Genomic DNA, 20,284 nt, shown 5'->3' on the forward strand with positions numbered 1-20,284 from the left:
TCGATCTGGAGAGCGCCGGAGAAACCAAGGCGGGCATCTATCAAGGTCACCACGATCTCAAGACAGGTGCCTGGCGGCTCCGACACCTATCTATATAGAAGAAGGAGCCCCCAAAAAACAAAGCGGGGAGGCCTGCCGGCCTCCCCACTCTATATAGCTTCATAACACCCCAGCAGCCCGCAACCGCTCCACAGCCCCAGCATCCAACCCCAGCACATCCCCCAACACCGCCTCGGTATGCTCCCCCAATAACGGCGGTGCCTGTCGATACTCCACCGGCGTCTCCGACAACCTGATCGGGCTGGCCACCTGCGGCACACTGCCCGCCAACGGATGATCCATCTTCACCGCCAGCCCGCGCGCAAGCACCTGCGGGTCCTGGAACATTCGCGCCAGGTCGTTGATCGGGCCACAAGGCACTCCCGCCTTCTCCAACTCACCGATCCACTGCGCCGTGGTCTTGAACACCGTGGCCTGACGAATCAATGGAATCAGCTCGGCCCGGTTGGCCACCCTCTGCTTATTAGTGGCAAACCGCGGATCGTCCGCCCACTGCGGCTGGCCAGCCACCTCTGCAAACTTGCGGAACTGCCCGTCATTACCCACGGTAAGAATGAAATCACCATCCGCCGTCGGGAAATCCTGGTAAGGCACGATGTTGGGATGCGCATTACCCAGTCGACGGGGAGGAGTACCCGTGGTGAGGTAGTTCATCGCCTGGTTGGCCAGGCAGGCCACCTGCACATCCAGTAACGCCATGTCGATGTGCTGGCCGACACCAGCCTGGTCACGGTGGGCGAGGGCAGCCAGGATCGCCACCGTGGAATATAACCCGGTGAGGATATCGGTCAGGGCGACGCCCACCTTCATAGGACCTGCGCCGTCCTCACCCTCCGGACGCCCGGTCAGGCTCATCAGCCCGCCCAGCCCCTGGATCATGAAGTCATAGCCCGCACGCTTGGCATACGGTCCCGTCTGGCCAAAGCCTGTGATCGAGCAATAGATGAGTTTCGGATTCACCGCCTTCAGGCTCTGGTAATCCAACCCATAGCCAGCCAACCCGCCGACCTTGAAGTTCTCGATGACGATATCCGACTTCGCCGCCAGCTCCCGCACCAGGCGCTGGCCTTCCGGCTGGGTGAAATCGATGGTCACCGAACGCTTGTTGCGGTTGGCCGACAGGTAGTAGGCCGCCTCGCTGGTGTTCTCGCCCTGGGCGTCACGCAGGAAGGGCGGCCCCCAGGAGCGGGTGTCGTCACCCAAGCCCGGACGCTCGACCTTGATCACGTCAGCGCCAAGGTCAGCCAGGATCTGGCCGGACCATGGGCCGGCCAGTACCCGGGAAAGATCCAGCACCCGCAGATGGGAAAGCGCACCCATGGCCTGGCTCCTCTATTAATAGAACGCCTGGATGCCGGTCTGTGCACGCCCCAGGATCAGCGCATGCACATCATGGGTACCTTCATAGGTGTTGACCACCTCGAGGTTGACCAGGTGGCGAGCCACGCCGAACTCGTCGGAGATGCCGTTGCCGCCGAGCATGTCGCGAGCCATCCGGGCGATATCCAGCGCCTTGCCGCAGGAGTTGCGCTTCATGATCGAGGTAATTTCAACCGCCGCAGTGCCTTCATCCTTCATCCGCCCCAGGCGCAGGCAGCCTTGCAGGGCGAGGGTGATCTCGGTCTGCATGTCGGCCAGCTTCTTCTGGATCAGCTGGTTGGCGGCCAATGGGCGACCGAACTGCTGGCGGTCGAGGGTGTACTGGCGCGCGGTGTGCCAGCAAGCTTCGGCGGCGCCCAGCGCACCCCAGGAAATGCCGTAGCGGGCCGAGTTCAGGCAGGTGAACGGGCCCTTCAGGCCGCGGACATCCGGGAAGATGTTTTCTTCCGGCACGAACACGTTGTCCATGACGATTTCGCCGGTAATCGAAGCGCGCAGGCCGACCTTGCCGTGAATCGCCGGGGCACTGAGGCCCGCCCAGCCTTTCTCCAGGACGAAACCGCGGATGTCACCGGCATCATCCTTGGCCCACACCACGAACACATCGGCGATCGGGCTGTTGGTGATCCACATCTTCGAGCCGGTCAGGCGATAGCCACCCTCGACCTTGCGCGCGCGGGTAATCATCGAGCCTGGGTCGGAGCCATGGTTGGGCTCGGTCAGGCCGAAGCAGCCGATCCACTCGCCGCTGGCCAGCTTGGGCAGGTACTTCTGTTTCTGGGCTTCGGTACCGAACTCGTTGATCGGCACCATCACCAGCGACGACTGCACGCTCATCATCGAGCGGTAGCCGGAGTCGATGCGCTCGACCTCGCGAGCGATCAGGCCATAGCACACATAGTTGAGGCCGCTGCCACCGTACTGCTCGGGGATGGTTGCGCCTAGCAGGCCGACTTCGCCCATCTCGCGGAAGATCGCAGGGTCGGTCTGCTCATGGCGGAAAGCTTCGAGCACACGTGGCGCCAACTTGTCCTGGGCGAACTGATAAGCGCTGTCGCGGACCATGCGCTCTTCTTCAGTGAGCTGCTGATCAAGCAGCAGGGGGTCGATCCAGTTGAAGCTTGCTTTACCGGCCATGTGCGGATGCCTCGAGAGAAGGTGGGGGCGGATATTTTTTTGTTGCATTGATCCTAGGCCTGTTCGGCCATCGGGACAAACGAGGATTGCGCACGGTTTAGTGATATTTTCTCACTCCGTGATCAGTGCAAAGCCGCAATAAACGGCGAACAAGTGAGGTTGACGTACATGCGCCGCAAGATCCCCAGCACCACCGCCCTGGTCTGCTTCGAGGCGGCCGCCCGGCACGAGAGCTTCACCAAGGCCGCCCAGGAACTGGCCCTGACCCAGGGCGCCGTCTGTCGGCAGATTGGTGGACTGGAGGCTTTCCTGAATGTGGAGCTGTTTCGCCGCTCACGCCGGGGTGTGAAGCTGACCGAGGCAGGGCTGTCCTATAGCCGACAGGTGGCCGCGCAACTGGATGCGGTAGAGCGCGACACCCTGTCGGTGATGCGTCAGCAGGGCGCCAATGTGATCGAACTGGCGGTCGTGCCGACCTTCGGCACCCAGTGGCTATTGCCACGCCTCAAGGAGTTCCAGCAGCAGCACCCGGAAGTCACGGTCAACCTGACCAACCGCACCCGCCCGTTCCTATTCGCCGACACCCCCTTCGACGCCGCCATCTATTTCGGTGACGCCGACTGGTCGGGCACCCAGGCACACAGGCTGATGGGCGAGAACCCGATGCCCGTGTGCAGTCCGGCGTTGCTGGGTGGGCAGGGCAGCCTTGATGCCGAACGAATCGCCGAGTTGCCCCTGTTGCAGCAAACCACCCGGCCCTACGCCTGGCGGCAGTGGTTCGCCTGCCTCGGCATGAGCGTGGAACGCGACATGACCGGCCCGCGCTATGAACTATTCTCCATGCTGGCCCAGGCAGCGATGCACGAGATGGGCATCGCGCTGATTCCACCGTTCCTGATCCAACGCGAACTGGAGGAGGGCAGGCTGGTGGTCGCTAACAGGCATGCCCTGGCCAGCGACAAGGCCTACCATCTGATGATTCCCGAACGAAAGGTCGAATCCGCGTCATTACGGGCCTTCCGCGACTGGCTGATAGCCCAGGCAGTGCAGTACACGGCAGCGAATCCATTGGGGAAACCATAGAGGCTGACCCCGTAGTCAATTATTTTAAACACCTACAGATGTATGGATTTGTCGCAAATCCGTAATCTGTTCCGCTGTGCGTTAAAAACCCTTTCAACCCTAGCAACCATGCGGGTTTGCAGCTTATTTTGCGACATTCACCAAGCCGCTGACGAAAACAGCGGAAAAAATTTCAAATTTTCTCCTAAGCTCCGGATAGCGCGTGCTTGACGCTTTCTTACCGATTCGTTGCGACATAGGGTCACAGGGTGACTTGTAGTTTTAAGTTCGTTTCGCTTCAGAACCGGTTGAAGGCCCTCGGGTTCGTCTGCAAAATGCCTCCCCCGCCCCGATTCAGGCGGAGTCGTGCTCTACGGCCGCCCAGCCGCACCACCCGAAGTGCGCTGGTTTCCATAAAGACAATAAAGGTCACCGAAGGAGACATAGTCGTGCACATTGGTGTTCCTCTCGAGACGCAGACGGGTGAGACAAGGGTCGCCGCGACCCCGGAAACCATCAAGAAACTGGTAGGCCAGGGCCATCAGGTCACCGTGCAACGGGGGGCAGGGCTCAACGCCAGCATTCCGGACAGTGCCTATGAAGCCGTGGGCGCCAAGCTAGGCGAAGCCACCGACGCATTCGGCGCGCAGCTGGTGCTCAAGGTGGTCGCGCCCAATGACCAGGAACTGGCGCTGATCAACAGCGGCAGCCTGCTGGTGGGCATGCTCAACCCCTTCAACAGCGAACTGATCGGCAAGATGGCCGAACGCGGCGTCACCGCCTTCGCCCTGGAAGCCGCGCCACGCACTTCGCGGGCCCAGAGCCTCGACGTGTTGTCCTCCCAGGCCAACATCGCCGGCTACAAGGCCGTGCTGCTGGCCGCCCATTACTACCCGCGCTTCATGCCCATGCTGATGACCGCCGCTGGTACTGTGAAGGCCGCCCGCGTGCTGATCCTTGGCGCAGGCGTCGCCGGCCTGCAGGCCATCGCCACGGCCAAGCGCCTGGGTGCGGTGATCGAGGCGTCCGACGTGCGCCCGGCGGTGAAGGAGCAGATCGAGTCGCTGGGGGCCAAGTTCATCGACGTGCCCTACGAGACCGATGAAGAACGCGAGTGCGCCGAAGGTGTCGGCGGCTATGCCCGGCCGATGCCGGCCAGCTGGATGCAACGCCAGGCCCAGGCCGTGCACGAGCGCGCCAAGCAGGCCGACATCGTCATCACCACCGCGCTGATTCCCGGGCGCAAGGCGCCGACCCTGCTCAGCGCAGAGACCGTGGCGCAAATGAAACCCGGCTCGGTGGTCATCGACCTCGCGGCAGCCCAGGGCGGCAACTGCCCGCTGACCGTCGCCGACCAGGTGGTGCAGTCGAACGGCGTGATCATCGTCGGCCCGACCAACCTGCCGGCCCAGCTCGGTGCCGACGCCTCGGCACTGTATGCCCGCAACCTGCTGGACTTCATGAAGCTGCTGTTCGACAAGGACGGCAACCTGGTCATCAACCTCGAAGACGACATCGTCGCCGCGTGCCTGATGTGCCGCGACGGCCAGGTCGTGCGCAAGAACGGCTGAGGAGCACGACAATGGAAGACATGCTGATTTCCCACGGGATCTACAACCTGATCATCTTCGTGCTGGCCATCTACGTGGGCTACCACGTGGTGTGGAACGTCACCCCGGCCCTGCACACGCCGCTGATGGCGGTCACCAATGCCATCTCCGCGATCGTCATCGTCGGCGCCATGCTGGCCGCCGCGCTGACCGTCACCCCGGCCGGCAAGGTGATGGGCACCCTGGCCGTGGCGCTGGCCGCGGTCAACGTGTTCGGTGGCTTCCTGGTCACCCGCCGCATGCTGGAAATGTTCAAGAAGAAAACCAAGAACGAGGCGCAGAAGTAAGCATGAGCATGAATCTGGTAACGCTTCTGTACCTGGTCGCCTCGATCTGCTTCATCCAGGCGCTCAAGGGCCTCTCGCACCCGACCACCTCACGCCGCGGCAACCTGTTCGGCATGATCGGCATGGGGATCGCGATCCTCACCACGGTCGGGCTGATCTACAAGCTTGGCGCTGAACTGGCAACCGCCGGCATCGGCTATGTGATCGTCGGCCTGCTGGTCGGCGGCAGCGCCGGCTCGATCATGGCCAAGCGCGTCGAGATGACCAAGATGCCCGAGTTGGTCGCCTTCATGCACAGCATGATCGGCCTGGCCGCGGTATTCATCGCCATCGCCGCGGTGCTCGAGCCACAATCGCTGGGCATCGTCGCCAGCATCAGCGACCCGATCCCCACCGGCAACCGCCTGGAACTGTTCCTGGGCGCGGCCATCGGTGCCATCACCTTCTCGGGTTCGGTGATCGCCTTCGGCAAGCTGTCGGGCAAGTACAAGTTCCGCCTGTTCCAGGGCGCACCGGTACAGTTCGCCGGCCAGCACAAGCTGAACCTGATCCTGGGCCTGGCGACCATCGCCCTGGGGCTGCTGTTCACTTTCACCGGCCACTACAGCGCCTTCACCCTGATGCTGGCCCTGGCCTTCGTCATGGGCGTGCTGATCATCATCCCCATCGGCGGCGCCGACATGCCGGTAGTGGTGTCGATGCTCAACAGCTACTCGGGCTGGGCGGCGGCCGGTATCGGCTTCTCGCTGAACAACTCGATGTTGATCATCGCAGGTTCGCTGGTGGGCTCCAGCGGTGCGATCCTCTCGTACATCATGTGCAAGGCAATGAACCGCTCGTTCTTCAACGTCATCCTCGGCGGCTTCGGCGGCGATACCGATGCCGGCGCGGCACAGGGTTCGAAGGAGCAGCGCCCGGTGAAGTCCGGCTCGGCCGACGACGCCACCTTCCTGCTGAGCAACGCCGACAGCGTGATCATCGTCCCCGGCTACGGCCTGGCGGTGGCCCGCGCCCAGCACGCGCTCAAGGAGCTGACCGAGAAACTGACCCACAACGGCGTGACCGTGAAGTACGCGATCCACCCGGTGGCGGGGCGCATGCCTGGGCACATGAACGTGCTGCTGGCCGAGGCCGAGGTACCCTACGACCAGGTGTTCGAGATGGAAGACATCAACGCCGAGTTCGGCCAGGCCGACGTGGTACTGGTGCTGGGCGCCAACGACGTGGTCAACCCGGCGGCGAAGAACGATCCGAAATCGCCGATCGCCGGCATGCCGATCCTCGAAGCCTTCAAGGCCAAGACCATCATCGTCAACAAGCGCTCCATGGCCAGCGGCTACGCCGGTCTGGACAACGAACTGTTCTACCTGGACAAGACCATGATGGTGTTCGGTGACGCGAAGAAGGTCATCGAGGACATGGTCAAGGCGGTGGACTGATCAGCCCTTCTATATATAGAAGCGCATAAGGCCCCCGGGAGATATTCCCGGGGGCCTTTTCGTTTGCTTGATCCAGATCAACGGCTCTATTTCCGGCCTTCGCCTACGACCATGGTCGCGGGACGGCACCAGGCGAAATCTCTAGACTGCGCTTCCAGTAGCCTCAGTAGCCCGAGATAACAATCCATGTACCGTGATCGTATCCGCTTGTCCTCCCTGCACAGCAAGGTAATGAGTGCGGCTGATGCCGCTGGCCTGATCCAGGACGGCATGACCGTCGGCATGAGCGGTTTCACCCGCGCCGGCGAAGCCAAGGCCGTGCCTCACGCACTGGCCGAACGCGCCAAACAGTCGCCGCTGAAGATCAGCCTGATGACCGGCGCCAGCCTGGGCAACGACCTGGACAAGCAACTGACCGAAGCCGGCGTGCTGGCTCGCCGCATGCCCTTCCAGGTCGACAGCACCCTGCGCAAGGCCATCAATGACGGCAAGGTGATGTTCATCGACCAGCACCTGTCGGAAACCGTCGAGCAGCTGCGCAACAAACAGCTCACCCTGCCGGATATCGCGGTCATCGAAGCGGTGGCGATCACCGAACAGGGCCACATCGTGCCGACCACTTCCGTCGGCAACTCGGCCAGCTTCGCGATTTTCGCCAAGCAGGTCATCGTCGAGATCAACCTGTCGCACAACGCCAACCTCGAAGGCCTGCACGACATCTATATCCCGACCTACCGCCCGACCCGCACGCCGATCCCGCTGGTGAAGGTCGACGACCGCATCGGCAGCACCGCCATCCCGATCGATCCGGCCAAGATCGTCGGCATCGTCATCAGCGACCAGCCGGACTCGCCGTCCACCGTGCTGCCGCCCGACCACGAAACCCAGGGCATCGCCGACCACCTGATCGCCTTCCTTAAAGGCGAAGTGGACGCCGGCCGCATGAGCAACAACCTCGGCCCGCTGCAGGCCGGCATCGGCAGCATCGCCAACGCGGTGATGTGCGGCCTGATCGAGTCACCATTCGAAAACCTGACCATGTACTCCGAAGTGCTGCAGGACTCGACCTTCGACCTGATCGACGCAGGCAAGCTGAGCTTCGCCTCGGGCAGCTCGATCACCCTGTCGAGCCGCCGCAACGCCGATGTGTTCGGCAACCTGGAGCGCTACAAGGACAAGCTGGTGCTGCGCCCGCAGGAGATCTCCAACCACCCTGAAGTGGTGCGTCGCCTGGGGATCATCGGCATCAACACGGCGCTGGAGTTCGACATCTACGGCAACGTCAACTCGACCCACGTCTGCGGCACCAAGATGATGAACGGCATCGGTGGCTCGGGCGACTTCGCCCGCAACGCCCACCTGGCGATCTTCGTCACCAAGTCGATCGCCAAGGGTGGCGCGATTTCCAGCGTGGTGCCGATGGTCAGCCACGTCGACCACACCGAGCATGACGTGGACATCCTGGTGACCGAAGTAGGCCTGGCTGACCTGCGTGGCCTGGCGCCCCGCGAGCGCGCCCGGGTGATCATCGACAACTGCGTGCACCCGGATTACCGCGCCGCGCTGAACGACTACTTCGAGCGCGCCTGCCAGCGCGGCGGCCATACCCCGCACATCCTGCGCGAGGCCTTGAGCTGGCACGAGAACCTGGAAGAGACCGGGCGCATGCTCGTCGGCTGACGCCACAACTGTACCGATCGCGGAGCAAGCCGCCTTGCCCCGCGATCCCAGCCCCTCGCCACGCTCCCCGCAGGAGCCAGCCTTGCTGGCGATGCCCGGCATAGCCGGGCCGGCTCTCATATATTTACCGACCTGACACCGCTTCCGTAGGAGCGGCTTCAGCCGCGATCACCCACGAAACGGGTGCCAGACACCGCGTTGTCTGCATCGCGGCTAAAGCCGCTCCTACAGGCCACCACCAGCAACGACATAAACTGTTCTACTGTACCTGTAAAAGTCACACTTCCCGCCAAGTGATTTCTCAACCCCTTCACAAAACGCACCAATAACGTGCAGACCAGTACAGTTCCGTCACTTTCGAGTGCAACAGTAGGGTTACACAGTTAACTGAGTCATCGTATTACAGCAGAACTGTATCTACTGTTATGGACAACGGAGGAGGAAGATGGGCACCAGTTAAATCACTCCCTAATGCCGCCACAAGCGGAAGGATGACACATCATGGAACGTACCCTCAGTTCCGACCTGGTTTTCGAAAACACCCAAGCCTCCAACGCTGCCCTGCCGCTGCGCGTCCTGTCCACCCTGGTTCTGTGGCAGCGCCGCATGGCCAGCCGCCGCCAACTGGCGCGCCTGGACTCCCGCCTGCTGGCCGACGCCGGTATCAGCGAGTCGCAGCGCTACGAAGAGCTCAGCAAGCCGTTCTGGCGCTAAGCTTCGGTCGCCGACCCGCGTCGGCACCGCGAATTCAGAAGAACCCGTCGCAGGCAACTGCGACGGGTTTTCTGTTTGTATGGCCCGTATTAGACGCGTCACAACAAGAACCGTAACAGTTTTGTATTAACAACTATCGACAGGTACAGTTACGAATTGTGATGTTTCTCCGCCCCGAGCGGCAGAACCACGGCGTGTTACGCTTGTCCTACACGCCTGGTAGAAAACGTACCGTGACGAACCCAGCCAGCGTCCGATAAGCAGATCCACCCAGCCCCTGTGCAGGAGTCCCTCGACCATGTCCCGTAATCATCTGTTTGGCGCCGCCCTGTTGCTGGCCTTCGCCGGCGCAGCCAACGCCACCAGCTTCGTCGTCACCACCGATGCCGTGGTGGGCGCCGTCGCCGCCACCACCGACGCCACGTCCGACATTTCCTCGTCGTTCCGTGACGACAAGATCGTCCAGGCCGCCCGCGACGATGCCGCCAGCTTCGTCGGCAGCGAAGGCGCGATCCGCGGCGCCAAGCTGGAAAGCGCATTCGTGCACATCCGCCAGCAACTGCCCGAGCTGCAAGCCAGCGACGCGCAGCTGGCACGCGCCATCCTCGCCCTCTGATAGAGCCGGCTCCACACCCGGATTCACTGGCCCTGCCCAGGGAATCCGGAGTAGCCTTCGCAGCCCGAGATCATCGCCCCAGAAAGCCCATGCGTTATCTGTTGCCCTTGTTGTTCGCCCTCGCCGGCGTGGGAAGCGCCCATGCCATGGATGCCACCACCCAGGCACCGTTCCTGACCGGCTTCGTCACCAGCCAGGTGACCAGCGCGCCCTTCGACCGCAAGCTGGTCGCGGGCGCTCGAGACGATGCCGCAGCCTTCGTCGCCAGCGACGGCCTGATCCGTGGAGCCCGCCTGCAAGCGGCGCTCAACATGCTGCGCCAGGGCTGTTCGCGGCACTCCGTCGGCGACCTTGAACTGGCCGAAGCGATTCTCGTCCAATAACCACACCACTCCTCGTATTCCCGGAGATGCTCCATGCGTAAACCGCTGATCGCCGCCACCCTCGGCATGCTGCTACTGGCCGACCTTGCCCAGGCCCACACCCTGGTGGCCACCAGCAACATCATCGTCCGTGCCTTCGGCCGTTCGATCGACTTCACCTCCGACACCACCACCTCGATCCGCGATTCAAAGGTCGTGCGCGAAGCCCATGACGACGCCGCCAGCTTCGTCGCCAGCAACGGCGATATCCGCGGCGCCCAGCTCGAAGCGGCCTTCGACACCCTGCGCGCCCGCGTGCCTGAAGCGCGCGACGCCAGCGACCAGGTCCTGGCCGAAGCCATCCTCGCCCTGTGAAGCGCGCGCGTGCCTGGCTGCTCGGCTGCGCCCTGACGCTGCTCGGCACGCCCGCCCTGGCCGACCTGCAACTGGTACTGCAGGCAGACGGCCTCGACCCACAGCAGCAACAGGCCAGCCAGGCGCTGCTCGATGAAGCCATGGCCAAGCTGCCACCGCGTTTCAAGCAACAGCTGGACCGCCGTATCCTGGTCAGCTGGAGCGAGCGTATGCCCGAGGACGCTTACGGCCAAGCGTCGCCGGTCGCCACGCTGGACCTCAATCGCCGCCTGCTGCCCAGCCTCGCCGACGGCAGCGCCGCCCGCGAGAAGACCAACCGCCCCCATGGCACGGTCCGCGAAGAACTGCTGGCCACCGTCCTGCATGAACTGACCCACATCTACGACCGCGCCCGCCTGTGGCCGGCCACCGAGCGCCAGATGATCTCGCGCTGCAAGCGCCAGCAGGGCACGCTCGGCAAGATCGGCCTGCCGGAGGATTGTCGAGGCCAGGCAGAACGCCGCTTCACCTTGAGTGACGACCCGCGCCTGCTCGACCTGGCCGGTTGGCCGCAATACGTCGGCCGCCGCGGCGAGCGCGAGCAGCACAACGGCCAACTCGTGCGCAGCCCTGACAGCTATGAACTGAGCAGCCCGAAAGAGTTCATTGCGGTCAACATGGAGTACTTCCTCCTCGACCCCAGCTACGGCTGCCGCCGCCCGGCACTGAACCAGTACCTGCGTGACCACTTCGGTTGGGCGCCGCAACAGGACGCCTGCGCCAAGGGCCTGCCGTTCCTCAACGCCGGCAACGACTTCGCCCGCCAACCGCTCGGCGAGATCGACCCGGAGCGCGTCTACGAAGTCGACTACCTGCTCGCCGAAGCCAATCAGAACTGGGTCAGCCGCTGGGGCCACAGCATGCTGCGCCTGGTGATCTGCGCCCCCGGCCGCCCACGTGGCCCGGCATGCCGGCTCGACCTCGACCAGCACCTGGTGCTGTCGTACCGCGCCTTCGTCAACGATGTGCAGTTGTCCAGCTGGGACGGCCTGGTCGGCGCCTATCCCTCGCGCCTGTTCGTGCTACCACTGGGGCAGGTGATCGACGAGTACACCAAGACCGAATTGCGCAGCCTGGCTTCGGTGCCCATCAAGCTCAGCCGTGATGAAATCGAGAACCTGGTGCGCCAGGCCGCCGAGATGCATTGGAGCTACGACGGCAACTACTACTTCCTGTCCAACAACTGCGCGGTGGAATCGCTGAAGCTGCTGCGCAGCGGCACCGGCAACCCCCGCTTCAACGACCTGGACAGCATCATGCCCAATGGCCTGCTCGAGGTCATGAAGGGCAGGGGGCTGGCGGACACCCGCGTGCTGGACGACCCTCGGGAGGCGTTGCGCCTGGGTTATCGCTTCGACTCCTACCGCGACCGCTACCAGGCCATGTTCGATGTACTGCGCAAACACTTGCCGATCAAGCAGGCCGCCGTGGAAGACTGGCTGGCCCTGGACGCCGAACAACGCAGGCAGTGGTTCGACCGCGCCGACCTGCGCACCAGCGCCGCCTTGCTGCTGCTCGAACAGGCCAGCCTGCGGCGCCAGCTATTACTGGCCCAGGACGAGGTCAAGCAACGCTACCTGAATGGCCGTGCGCTCAAGGACGGCAGCTTCGACAAGGCCAACGAAACCCTGCAGGCGATGCTGGCCAACAGCGGCTTCCTCAGCCGCCCGGCTGAGTTGCTGGGGGCCGGTGGCTATGGTTTGCCACAACCTGAAGAGCGCAAGCAGCTGGAGCAGGTGAGCAGCGAGCGCCAGGCGCAGTTGCTGCGCCTGAGCACCGACCTGGACCAGCAGGTGAGGGCGCTGCTGGGGCCGGAGCGGGGCCGGGAGATCAAGGCGGTGGAAGCCAATATCAAGCAGGTGGGTGAGCACCTGCGGGCGCTGCACAAGGCCGCCGGGGGCCTGCAGCTGCCGTGATGTCGAATCGAACCGGATCCCTGTAGGAGCGGCTTCAGCCGCGAAGCGGACACCGCGGTACCAGCGCCCGCTTCGCGGGTGATCGCGGCTGAAGCCGCTCCTACAGGGAAGTGCGTGACACAGATAGCGACATCACAGGTGCTCTTCGTCCTCCGCAGGCAACCCGTCATCCACCTTCAACCACGGCAACCGGCTACCTACCCAGATATGCCGGTTCGGCCGCACCCGCTCCGGATGATCCAGCGTGGCCACCGTCACATCGATGGTCTGCGGGCTGAGGGTGGTCATCAACGCCACATGCGCACCACACCGGCCACAGAAATACCGGCTGCAACTGGCCGGCGCCACATAACGCTGGGGTGACCCCGACAACCACTGGAAACCCTCAAGCGGCAGGGTGACCCAGGTCACCAGGGCGCCACCGCTGACCCGCCGGCAGATCGAGCAATGGCAATGGGCAACATCGCCCAGCTCCCCTTCCAAACGGTACCGCAGCGCGCCGCAATGGCAGCCGCCTTCCTCGACATTCGACATCGAATCGACCTCCCGTCGCCTCGTACCTGGCGAAAGCTGGCTGAAAGCTTGCCCACATAGGATAGCGCCACCACCGGCAGCAGACCGGTCAGCCAGGGCACCCGGAAACGTCCGCGCCCGGCCCAATCAACAACAACAATGGTGATTCTGATGTTTTCCTGTGCCCGCCTTTTCGCAGTCCCCCTCCGCCTGCTCCTCGCGCAGCGCCTGACGCGCTGATCCGCCCGAATCGTCTTTTCTTTCGCCGCGCCACGCCTGGAGTACCGCCATGCTGACCTTCCTCGGCTTCGCCATGGTCATCACCTTCATGTACCTGATCATGACCAAGCGCCTGTCGGCCTTGATTGCCCTGATCCTGGTACCGATCCTGTTCGCCCTGTTCGGCGGCTTTTCCGCCAAGATCGGCCCGATGATGCTCGAAGGCATCAGCAAGCTCGCGCCCACCGGCGTGATGCTGATGTTCGCCATTCTGTATTTCGCCCTGATGATCGACTCCGGCCTGTTCGACCCGGCCGTGCGCAAGATCCTCAAGCTGGTCAAGGGCGACCCGCTGAAAGTGTCGGTCGGCACCGCCGTGCTGGCCCTGGTGGTTTCCCTCGACGGTGACGGCGCCACCACCTACATGATCTGCTGCGCCGCCATGCTGCCACTGTACAGCCGTCTGGGGATGAGCCCGCGAATCATGGCCGGCCTGATCATCCTCGCCGGCGGGGTGATGAACATGACCCCGTGGGGCGGCCCTACCGCCCGCGCCGCCAGCGCCCTGCACGTGGACCCGTCGGACATCTTCGTGCCGATGATCCCGGCCATGGCCTTCGGCGTGGCGGCGATCCTGGCCATCGCCTACTGGTACGGCAAGCGTGAACGTGCCCGCCTGGGCGAGCTGCACCTGCCGACCGACGACATCGACCACAGCGAAATCAGCGTGTCGCAGTTCCCGGAGGCCCGCCGCCCGAAACTGATCTGGTTCAACGGCGCCCTAACCGCGGCACTGATGGTCGCGCTGATTGCCGGCCTGCTGCCGCTGCCGGTGCTGTTCATGATCGCCTTCAGTATCGCCATGATCGTCAACTACCCGTGCCTGCAGCAGCAGAAGGACCGTATCGCCGCCCACGCCTCCAGCGTGCTGGCCGTGAGCGGGTTGATCTTCGCTGCGGGCATCTTCACCGGCATTCTGTCGGGTACCGGCATGGTCGACGCCATGTCCAAGAGCCTGCTGGCGGTGATTCCGGAGGCGTTCGGCCCGTACATGGCGGTGATCACCGCCATCGTCAGCATGCCGTTCACCTTCTTCATGTCCAATGACGCCTTCTACTACGGTGTGCTGCCAGTGCTGTCGGAGTTCGCCAGCCACTACGGCGTCACCCCGGTGGAAATGGCCCGTGCGTCGATCGTCGGGCAGCCGGTACACCTGCTCAGCCCGCTGGTACCCTCCACCTACCTGCTGGTGGCCCTGGCCGGCATCGAGTTCGGCGACCACCAGCGCTTCACCCTCAAGTGGGCAGTGCTGGTGTGCCTGTGCATAATGTTCGGCGCGCTGGCCCTGGGGACGTTCCCGCTGTTCAGCACACTCTGAGACAACCGCATCACTCCACCGCAAAGCGCCCAATGCCCGGGCGCTTTGCCTTTACCGCTCGAAGGAATACACATGGAATGGCTGACCAGCCCGGAAATCTGGGTTGCCTTTTTCACCCTCACGGCCCTTGAGATCGTGCTCGGGATCGACAACATCATCATGATCTCGATCCTGGTCAGCCGCATGCCCAAGCACATGCAACCGCGCACGCGGATCTTTGGCCTGGCCCTGGCCATGGTCACGCGGATCATGCTGCTGCTGTCGATCACCTGGGTCATGCGCCTGACCGACGACCTGTTCCATGTGCTGGGCCAGGGCATCTCCGGGCGCGACCTGATCCTGTTCTTCGGTGGCCTATTCCTGCTGTGGAAGAGCTCCCAGGAGATCTACCACGGCCTGGAAGGCGAGGACGAGAGCGCGGACGAGCCGAAAGGCGCGGGCGGCAAGTTCTTCTACACCATCATCCAGATCGCCATCATCGACATCGTGTTCTCCCTGGACTCGGTGATCACCGCCGTGGGCATGGTCTCCCACGTACCGGTGATGATCGCCGCGATCATCGTCGCGGTGCTGGTGATGATGCTCTGCGCCGGCACCATCAGCGACTTCATCGACAAGCACCCTTCGCTGAAGATGCTCGCGCTTTCGTTCCTGATCGTCGTCGGTACCGTGCTGATCGCCGAATCGTTCGACGTGCACGTACCGAAAGGCTATGTGTACTTCGCCATGGCCTTCTCGCTGGCGGTAGAAGCGATCAACATCCGCATGCGCACGGCGATGGCACGTAAAAAGGGCAAGGAGCATGACCCGGTGAAACTGCGCAAGGATATTCCGGGTCAGTAAGACCAGGTGGCGCAGTCATGACAGGGCCCTTCGGGGCCCTTTTGCGTTTTTGCCAAAGGCGGTTCGCCGGCAAGCCGGCTCCTACGATGGAACACACTTCCTGTAGGAGCCGGCTTGCCGGCGAACCGCCATTGAATGTTTCAAATAGATTCCAGCCATGCCAAGCTGGCACCTGCCGCGCAAAACAACTAAAGCTTCAGTGAGCACTGAAAAAACCGCCCACCCCCGGGCCAGGCTCGCCGCTTCACCCATTGGCCCCGCGCTGGGGCACAAGACAGAAGGGGGCCCCGAACATGCTGACCCTGCTCAACCTGCTTTCCGCCGTCGCCCTGCTGGTCTGGGGCACGCACATCGTGCGTACCGGCATCCTGCGGGTATTCGGCGCGAACCTGCGCCGGGTGCTGAGCCAGAACATGAACAAGCGCCCGCTGGCATTCATCGCCGGCATCCTCGTGACCGCCATGGTGCAGAGCAGCAACGCCACCGCCATGCTGGTCACTTCGTTCGTCGGCCAGGGGCTGATGGCCATGACCCCGGCCCTGGCGATCATGCTTGGGGCCGACGTCGGTACCGCGCTGATGGCCCGGGTGCTGACCTTCGACCTGTCCTGGCTGTCGCCGCTGCTGATCTTCCTCGGGGTCATCTTCTTCCTCTCGCGCAAGCAGACACGCGCTGGCCAGCTCGGTCGCGTGGGCATCGGCCTGGGTCTGATCATCCTGGCGCTGCAGCTGATCGTGCACGCCGCGGCCCCCATCACCCACGCCCAGGGGGTGAAGGTACTGTTCGCCTCCCTGACCGGCGACATCCTCCTCGATGCCCTGGTCGGCGCGCTGTTCGCGATGATCTCCTACTCCAGCCTCGCCGCCGTGCTGCTCACCGCCACCCTGGCCGGGGCCGAGGTGATCAGCTTGCCGGTGGCCATCGGCCTGGTGATCGGCGCCAACATCGGCAGCGGCCTGCTCGCCTTCCTCACCACCAGCCTGCAGAACAGCGCCGGGCGGCGGGTGGCGCTGGGCAGCCTGTTGTACAAGATAATCGGCCTGGTACTGATCATTCCGGTGCTGCACCCGCTGGTGGAATGGATGGACAGCCTGAGCTTCAGCCCGCAGGAGCTGGTGATCGGCTTCCACCTGCTCTACAACACCCTGCGCTGCCTGCTCATGCTGCCCACGACCAAGCTCATGGGCCGCGTGTGCGATAGCCTGCTGCCCGAACGGGAGAGTGGCAACGGCCACTACCAGCCTCGTCATCTCGACCCGACCGCCCTGACCACCCCCACGCTGGCCCTGGCCAACGCCGTACGCGAAACCCTGCGCCTGGGCGATATCGTCGACAGCTTGTTGAGCGCCATGCTCGCCGCCCTGCGTGGCACCCAGGCCGCCATGCCACAACAGGTGCGGGCCTTGAGCGAGGACGCCGAGGCCCTGTACAACGCCATCAAGCTGTACCTGGCGCAGATGCCGCGCGAAGACCTTGGCGACCAGGACAACCGGCGCTGGGCCGAGATCATCGAGCTGGCGATCAACCTCAAGCTGGCCAGTGACCTGATCGAACGCATGCTGCGCAAGGTGCAGCAGCAGAAGACCTCGCAGCGCCGGGAGTTCTCGCAGGTCGGCCTGGAAGAGCTGACCGGCCTGCAGGAGCAACTGCTGGCCAACCTGCGCCTGGGCCTGACGGTGTTTCTCACGGCCGACCCGGAAAGCGCGCATCAGCTGCTGCGGGAAAAACGCCGCTTCCGCGCCCAGGAGCGGCGCCTGGCCCACGCCCATGTCAGCCGCCTGCAACGTAAAGTGGTGCAGAGTATCGAGACCAGTTCGCTACACTTGGAGCTCATCGCCGACATGAAACGGTTGAACTCTTTGTTCTGCAGCAGTGCCTATGTGGTACTGGGCGGCACCGATACCGGCGGGCTGATGCTCGACAGCGTGCCGGACGAAGCCCGCCAACCCTGAATTCACCCACCCCGGAGACCGAAGCTCGCCCATGCGTTGCCTGATGTTCGTTTGCCTGCTGATCTGCAGCCTGCCCAGCCTTGCCCTCGATCGCTCGCGGGTCGAAGGCTACCTGTTGCCCAACGGCCTGCAGGTGATCCTCAAGTCCGGCTACGAACGTGACCATGTCTCGATCCGCCTGGTGGTGGGCGTAGGCCTCGACGACTTCGGCTGCGACCAGCGCGAGCTGCCGCACCTGCTGGAGCACCTGCTGTTCAGCGGCATCGACGAGACCGGGGAGGGCGGCCTGGAGGAACGCATCCAGGAATTGGGCGGGGAATGGAATGCCTTCACCAGCAGCGCCGACACCACGTTCGTCATCGAGGCCCCGGCACGCAACCAGCGCAAGGTGCTCGACCTGCTGCTCTCGCTGCTGCGCGACACACGTATCGACGCCAAGGCCCTGGCCACGGCGAAGAAGATCATCGAGCGCGAGGACGGCGGCCACTACGGTCACCTGCAGCGCTGGCTCGATCGCCAGGAGGTCGGCCACCCGGCCAGCGAACAACTGGCGACGGAACTGGGCCTCAAGTGCAAGGAGCGCTCCGACGTCGACGACATGACCCTCGAGCAGGTCCAGCACCTGCGCGAGCACTGGTATGTCGCCAACAACATGACCCTGATCGTCGTCGGCGGCCTAGACCGCCTGCTGCCGGCCTATCTTGAACGGACTTTCGGCGAGCTGCCGGCGACGGAGCCGGAGGAACGGCGCAATCTCGAGAGCATCAGCCAGCAGGCCGAGCAGCGCCGTGACCTGACCCGCGGCTGGCTGGGCGACAGCGTCAAGCTGCATTGGCTGTTCATAGAACCTACCCTGGACAACGGCCACGACCAGACCCTGGAGCTGCTCTCGCGCTACCTGGACTGGGCGCTGTATGACCAGCTGCGCCTGCGCCACGGGCTGTCCTACGGCCCCTCGGCGCAACGCGAGAGCTTCGGCGACAGTGGCATGCTCAGCCTCAACGCCGACCTCGAACGCCAGGACATCGACACTGCGGTGAAAGTGCTCACGCAGTTGTTCGACCATCTGCGCAAGCATGGCCTTGATCCAGACACCTTCGCCCGGATCAAGGAAGCAGCGATCGCCCGCGAAAGCTGGAGCACCCAGGGCAACACGGCACTGGCCGATTATTACTGGGGGGCGCTCAACGACTACGAGAACGGGCGCTTCGGCGACCCGATGCGCAAGCTGCGCCAGGTCACCCTGAAAGAGGCCGACGCGGCGTTGCGCGAGCTGCTGAAGGAGCCGGGTTACCTGCGGATCGAGAAACCGCTGCTGGGGTATGACGAGCTGTATGGGCTGATAGCGTTGATACTGGGTGTACTTCTGGCCATCGGCCTGGTCCGCCGACGCCGCGTGATGGCGAATCGCCCCAGCGGTGCTACTCGGGAGTAGTGATTCAGCGGTATCCTGTGTCGACCTCTTCGCGGATAAATCCGCTCCTACAGAATTCCTTCACTGCGAATCCTGTAGGAGCGGCTTTAGCCGCGATAAGGCCGGCGCAGTTACCCATCCATCCTGTTGTAGACCCATGCCCCCACTACCCAACTTCGTCCTGCGCGTGATCGAACTGCTCAAGCGCTACCCCGGCGTCATCGCGCTCTACGGTTTCGTCTCAGGGATCTGCAGCTTCATCCTGGTCGACCGCCAGGCTGGACTGGCCAGCTGGATCGCCATCGTGATGCTGGTCAGCTGGGTCTGGCTGATGCTGGAGAACACCCTCACCGAGCTGTTCGCCCGCACCTTCAAGCGCGAGATCCCGCAGCCGCTGCTGCGTTTCGCGACGCAGATGATCCACCAGGAAAGCCTGTTCTTCGTCCTGCCGTTCTTCTTCATCACCACCACCTGGAACAGCGGCCAGCTGGTGTTCACCGGCCTGCTCGGCGCCGCCGGGCTGATCTCGATCGTCGACCCGCTGTACCACAAGTGGCTGGCACCACGGCGCTGGCTGTTCCTGGCGCTGCACACCCTGACGCTGTTCGCCGCGATGCTCACGGCGCTGCCGATCATCCTCAACCTGACCACCGCGCAGAGCTTCAAGCTGGCGCTGGTGGCCGCCATGGTGCTCTCGTTCCCGAGCCTGGCCAGCAGCTTCCCGATCAACAACTGGCGCCGTGGCGTGGGGCTGGTGCTGGTCACCCTGGCAGTGGGGGGCGGTGGCTGGCTGCTGCGTTCCTGGGTGCCGCCGGCCACCCTGTGGATGACCGACGTGGCAATCAGCACCGAGGTACTCAACCGCCAGCCAGGCGCGTCGCTGGACGAAGTCGCCGCCAGCCGAATCCGCAGCGGCGGGCTGTACGCCTATACCGCGATCAATGCGCCGCGCGGGCTGAACGAGCGCATCTACCATGTGTGGCAGCTCAACGGCAAAGAGGTCGACCGCATCGCCCTGGATATCCACGGCGGGCGCAAGGAAGGTTACCGCGCCTGGACCCACAAGCAGAACTTCCCGCCCAACCCGGTGGGCAAGTGGCAGGTGCGGGTGCTGACCGAGGATGGCCAGGTGATCGGGGTATTGCGGTTCAAGGTGGTGGACGACGCAATGGCCAAATAGGCCCCTGTTCGCCGGTAGGAGCGGCTTTAGCCGCGATGCAGGCGACGCGGTCTCTGGCACCCGCTTCGCGGGTGATCGCGGCTGAAGCCGCTCCTACAGTGGATGTGT

Annotated in this window: 18 protein-coding genes; 15 read left to right on the forward strand and 3 right to left on the reverse strand. The window is 63.7% G+C overall.

All coding sequences use genetic code 11. From position 1 onward, the window contains the following. Positions 1–159: 159 nt before the first annotated feature. Positions 160–1,380 (reverse strand): CaiB/BaiF CoA transferase family protein, encoded by a 1,221-nt coding sequence (locus tag NGM28_RS20470; RefSeq protein WP_252091250.1) that lies wholly within the window; start codon positions 1,378–1,380, stop codon positions 160–162. 15 nt (positions 1,381–1,395) lie between these two features. Continuing rightward, entirely contained in the window at positions 1,396–2,577 is a 1,182-nt protein-coding gene (locus NGM28_RS20475; RefSeq protein ID WP_213659072.1) for an acyl-CoA dehydrogenase, read from the reverse strand. Positions 2,578–2,745: 168 nt separating this feature from the next. On the opposite strand from NGM28_RS20475, the gene NGM28_RS20480 reads away from it, so the two are divergent. The 10 genes from NGM28_RS20480 (at position 2,746) to NGM28_RS20525 (ending at position 12,677) form a co-directional block, all read left to right on the forward strand. After that, positions 2,746–3,660 carry a LysR family transcriptional regulator gene (locus NGM28_RS20480; RefSeq protein WP_252091251.1) on the forward strand — a complete coding sequence of 305 codons (915 nt, stop codon included), beginning with the start codon at positions 2,746–2,748 and terminating at the stop codon, positions 3,658–3,660. 428 nt (positions 3,661–4,088) lie between these two features. Then, complete coding sequence (locus tag NGM28_RS20485; RefSeq protein ID WP_240064093.1) at positions 4,089–5,210, forward strand: Re/Si-specific NAD(P)(+) transhydrogenase subunit alpha; 1,122 nt, start codon at positions 4,089–4,091, stop codon at positions 5,208–5,210. 11 nt (positions 5,211–5,221) lie between these two features. Beyond that, complete coding sequence (locus NGM28_RS20490; protein ID WP_008097413.1) at positions 5,222–5,536, forward strand: NAD(P) transhydrogenase subunit alpha part 2; 315 nt, start codon at positions 5,222–5,224, stop codon at positions 5,534–5,536. A gap of 2 nt (positions 5,537–5,538) precedes the next feature. Beyond that, on the forward strand, positions 5,539–6,975 hold the full coding sequence (locus tag NGM28_RS20495; protein WP_240064094.1) for an NAD(P)(+) transhydrogenase (Re/Si-specific) subunit beta: 1,437 nt from the start codon (positions 5,539–5,541) through the stop codon (positions 6,973–6,975). A gap of 186 nt (positions 6,976–7,161) precedes the next feature. Then, entirely contained in the window at positions 7,162–8,655 is a 1,494-nt protein-coding gene (scpC, locus tag NGM28_RS20500; RefSeq protein WP_011531562.1) for a succinyl-CoA:acetate CoA-transferase ScpC, read from the forward strand. 501 nt (positions 8,656–9,156) lie between these two features. Further along, positions 9,157–9,369, forward strand: coding sequence for a DUF1127 domain-containing protein (locus tag NGM28_RS20505; RefSeq protein WP_240064096.1), 213 nt, complete (start codon positions 9,157–9,159; stop codon positions 9,367–9,369). A gap of 298 nt (positions 9,370–9,667) precedes the next feature. Continuing rightward, positions 9,668–9,985 (forward strand): DUF2388 domain-containing protein, encoded by a 318-nt coding sequence (locus NGM28_RS20510; RefSeq protein WP_240064097.1) that lies wholly within the window; start codon positions 9,668–9,670, stop codon positions 9,983–9,985. Between the two features lie 89 nt (positions 9,986–10,074). After that, positions 10,075–10,368: a DUF2388 domain-containing protein gene (locus NGM28_RS20515; RefSeq protein WP_240064098.1), complete on the forward strand. Its 294-nt coding sequence runs from the start codon at positions 10,075–10,077 to the stop codon at positions 10,366–10,368. A 33-nt stretch (positions 10,369–10,401) separates the two neighbouring features. After that, positions 10,402–10,722 carry a DUF2388 domain-containing protein gene (locus NGM28_RS20520; RefSeq protein ID WP_011531558.1) on the forward strand — a complete coding sequence of 107 codons (321 nt, stop codon included), beginning with the start codon at positions 10,402–10,404 and terminating at the stop codon, positions 10,720–10,722. Further along, positions 10,719–12,677 (forward strand): DUF7844 domain-containing protein, encoded by a 1,959-nt coding sequence (locus tag NGM28_RS20525; protein WP_240064099.1) that lies wholly within the window; start codon positions 10,719–10,721, stop codon positions 12,675–12,677. Before NGM28_RS20520 ends, NGM28_RS20525 begins: the two co-directional genes overlap by 4 nt. A 132-nt stretch (positions 12,678–12,809) precedes the next feature. Here the strand turns inward: NGM28_RS20525 and NGM28_RS20530 are convergent, their stop codons facing one another. Then, positions 12,810–13,211 carry a GFA family protein gene (locus NGM28_RS20530; protein WP_252091252.1) on the reverse strand — a complete coding sequence of 134 codons (402 nt, stop codon included), beginning with the start codon at positions 13,209–13,211 and terminating at the stop codon, positions 12,810–12,812. Positions 13,212–13,479: 268 nt separating this feature from the next. Here NGM28_RS20530 and NGM28_RS20535 point away from each other — a divergent pair, with 268 nt between their 5' ends. From NGM28_RS20535 to NGM28_RS20555, 5 genes are all read left to right on the forward strand, one after another. Continuing rightward, positions 13,480–14,787, forward strand: coding sequence for a CitMHS family transporter (locus NGM28_RS20535; protein ID WP_213659063.1), 1,308 nt, complete (start codon positions 13,480–13,482; stop codon positions 14,785–14,787). Between the two features lie 72 nt (positions 14,788–14,859). Beyond that, entirely contained in the window at positions 14,860–15,630 is a 771-nt protein-coding gene (locus tag NGM28_RS20540) for a TerC family protein (protein WP_213659062.1), read from the forward strand. 293 nt (positions 15,631–15,923) lie between these two features. Beyond that, the gene (locus NGM28_RS20545; protein ID WP_240064101.1) at positions 15,924–17,582 is read left to right on the forward strand and encodes a Na/Pi cotransporter family protein; all 1,659 of its coding nucleotides are present in this window, start codon (positions 15,924–15,926) and stop codon (positions 17,580–17,582) included. A gap of 31 nt (positions 17,583–17,613) precedes the next feature. Further along, positions 17,614–19,017: a M16 family metallopeptidase gene (locus NGM28_RS20550; RefSeq protein ID WP_252091253.1), complete on the forward strand. Its 1,404-nt coding sequence runs from the start codon at positions 17,614–17,616 to the stop codon at positions 19,015–19,017. A 136-nt stretch (positions 19,018–19,153) separates the two neighbouring features. Continuing rightward, on the forward strand, positions 19,154–20,176 hold the full coding sequence (locus NGM28_RS20555) for a DUF5924 family protein (RefSeq protein WP_240064103.1): 1,023 nt from the start codon (positions 19,154–19,156) through the stop codon (positions 20,174–20,176). Positions 20,177–20,284 lie beyond the last annotated feature (108 nt).

This window comes from Pseudomonas sp. MWU13-3659, from assembly GCF_023757525.1.
GTDB classification, from domain to species: domain Bacteria; phylum Pseudomonadota; class Gammaproteobacteria; order Pseudomonadales; family Pseudomonadaceae; genus Aquipseudomonas; species Aquipseudomonas entomophila_E.

Excerpts from the sequence above, each read along its gene's own strand:
- NGM28_RS20470 (WP_252091250.1), bottom strand. The coding sequence starts at position 1,380 with ATGGGTGCGCTTTCCCATCTGCGGGTGCTGGATCTTTCCCGGGTACTG.
- NGM28_RS20475 (WP_213659072.1), bottom strand. The coding sequence starts at position 2,577 with ATGGCCGGTAAAGCAAGCTTCAACTGGATCGACCCCCTGCTGCTTGAT.
- NGM28_RS20480 (WP_252091251.1), top strand. The coding sequence starts at position 2,746 with ATGCGCCGCAAGATCCCCAGCACCACCGCCCTGGTCTGCTTCGAGGCG.
- NGM28_RS20490 (WP_008097413.1), top strand. The coding sequence starts at position 5,222 with ATGGAAGACATGCTGATTTCCCACGGGATCTACAACCTGATCATCTTC.
- NGM28_RS20495 (WP_240064094.1), top strand. The coding sequence starts at position 5,539 with ATGAGCATGAATCTGGTAACGCTTCTGTACCTGGTCGCCTCGATCTGC.
- scpC (WP_011531562.1), top strand. The coding sequence starts at position 7,162 with ATGTACCGTGATCGTATCCGCTTGTCCTCCCTGCACAGCAAGGTAATG.
- NGM28_RS20505 (WP_240064096.1), top strand. The coding sequence starts at position 9,157 with ATGGAACGTACCCTCAGTTCCGACCTGGTTTTCGAAAACACCCAAGCC.
- NGM28_RS20510 (WP_240064097.1), top strand. The coding sequence starts at position 9,668 with ATGTCCCGTAATCATCTGTTTGGCGCCGCCCTGTTGCTGGCCTTCGCC.
- NGM28_RS20515 (WP_240064098.1), top strand. The coding sequence starts at position 10,075 with ATGCGTTATCTGTTGCCCTTGTTGTTCGCCCTCGCCGGCGTGGGAAGC.
- NGM28_RS20520 (WP_011531558.1), top strand. The coding sequence starts at position 10,402 with ATGCGTAAACCGCTGATCGCCGCCACCCTCGGCATGCTGCTACTGGCC.
- NGM28_RS20530 (WP_252091252.1), bottom strand. The coding sequence starts at position 13,211 with ATGTCGAATGTCGAGGAAGGCGGCTGCCATTGCGGCGCGCTGCGGTAC.
- NGM28_RS20535 (WP_213659063.1), top strand. The coding sequence starts at position 13,480 with ATGCTGACCTTCCTCGGCTTCGCCATGGTCATCACCTTCATGTACCTG.
- NGM28_RS20540 (WP_213659062.1), top strand. The coding sequence starts at position 14,860 with ATGGAATGGCTGACCAGCCCGGAAATCTGGGTTGCCTTTTTCACCCTC.
- NGM28_RS20545 (WP_240064101.1), top strand. The coding sequence starts at position 15,924 with ATGCTGACCCTGCTCAACCTGCTTTCCGCCGTCGCCCTGCTGGTCTGG.
- NGM28_RS20550 (WP_252091253.1), top strand. The coding sequence starts at position 17,614 with ATGCGTTGCCTGATGTTCGTTTGCCTGCTGATCTGCAGCCTGCCCAGC.
- NGM28_RS20555 (WP_240064103.1), top strand. The coding sequence starts at position 19,154 with ATGCCCCCACTACCCAACTTCGTCCTGCGCGTGATCGAACTGCTCAAG.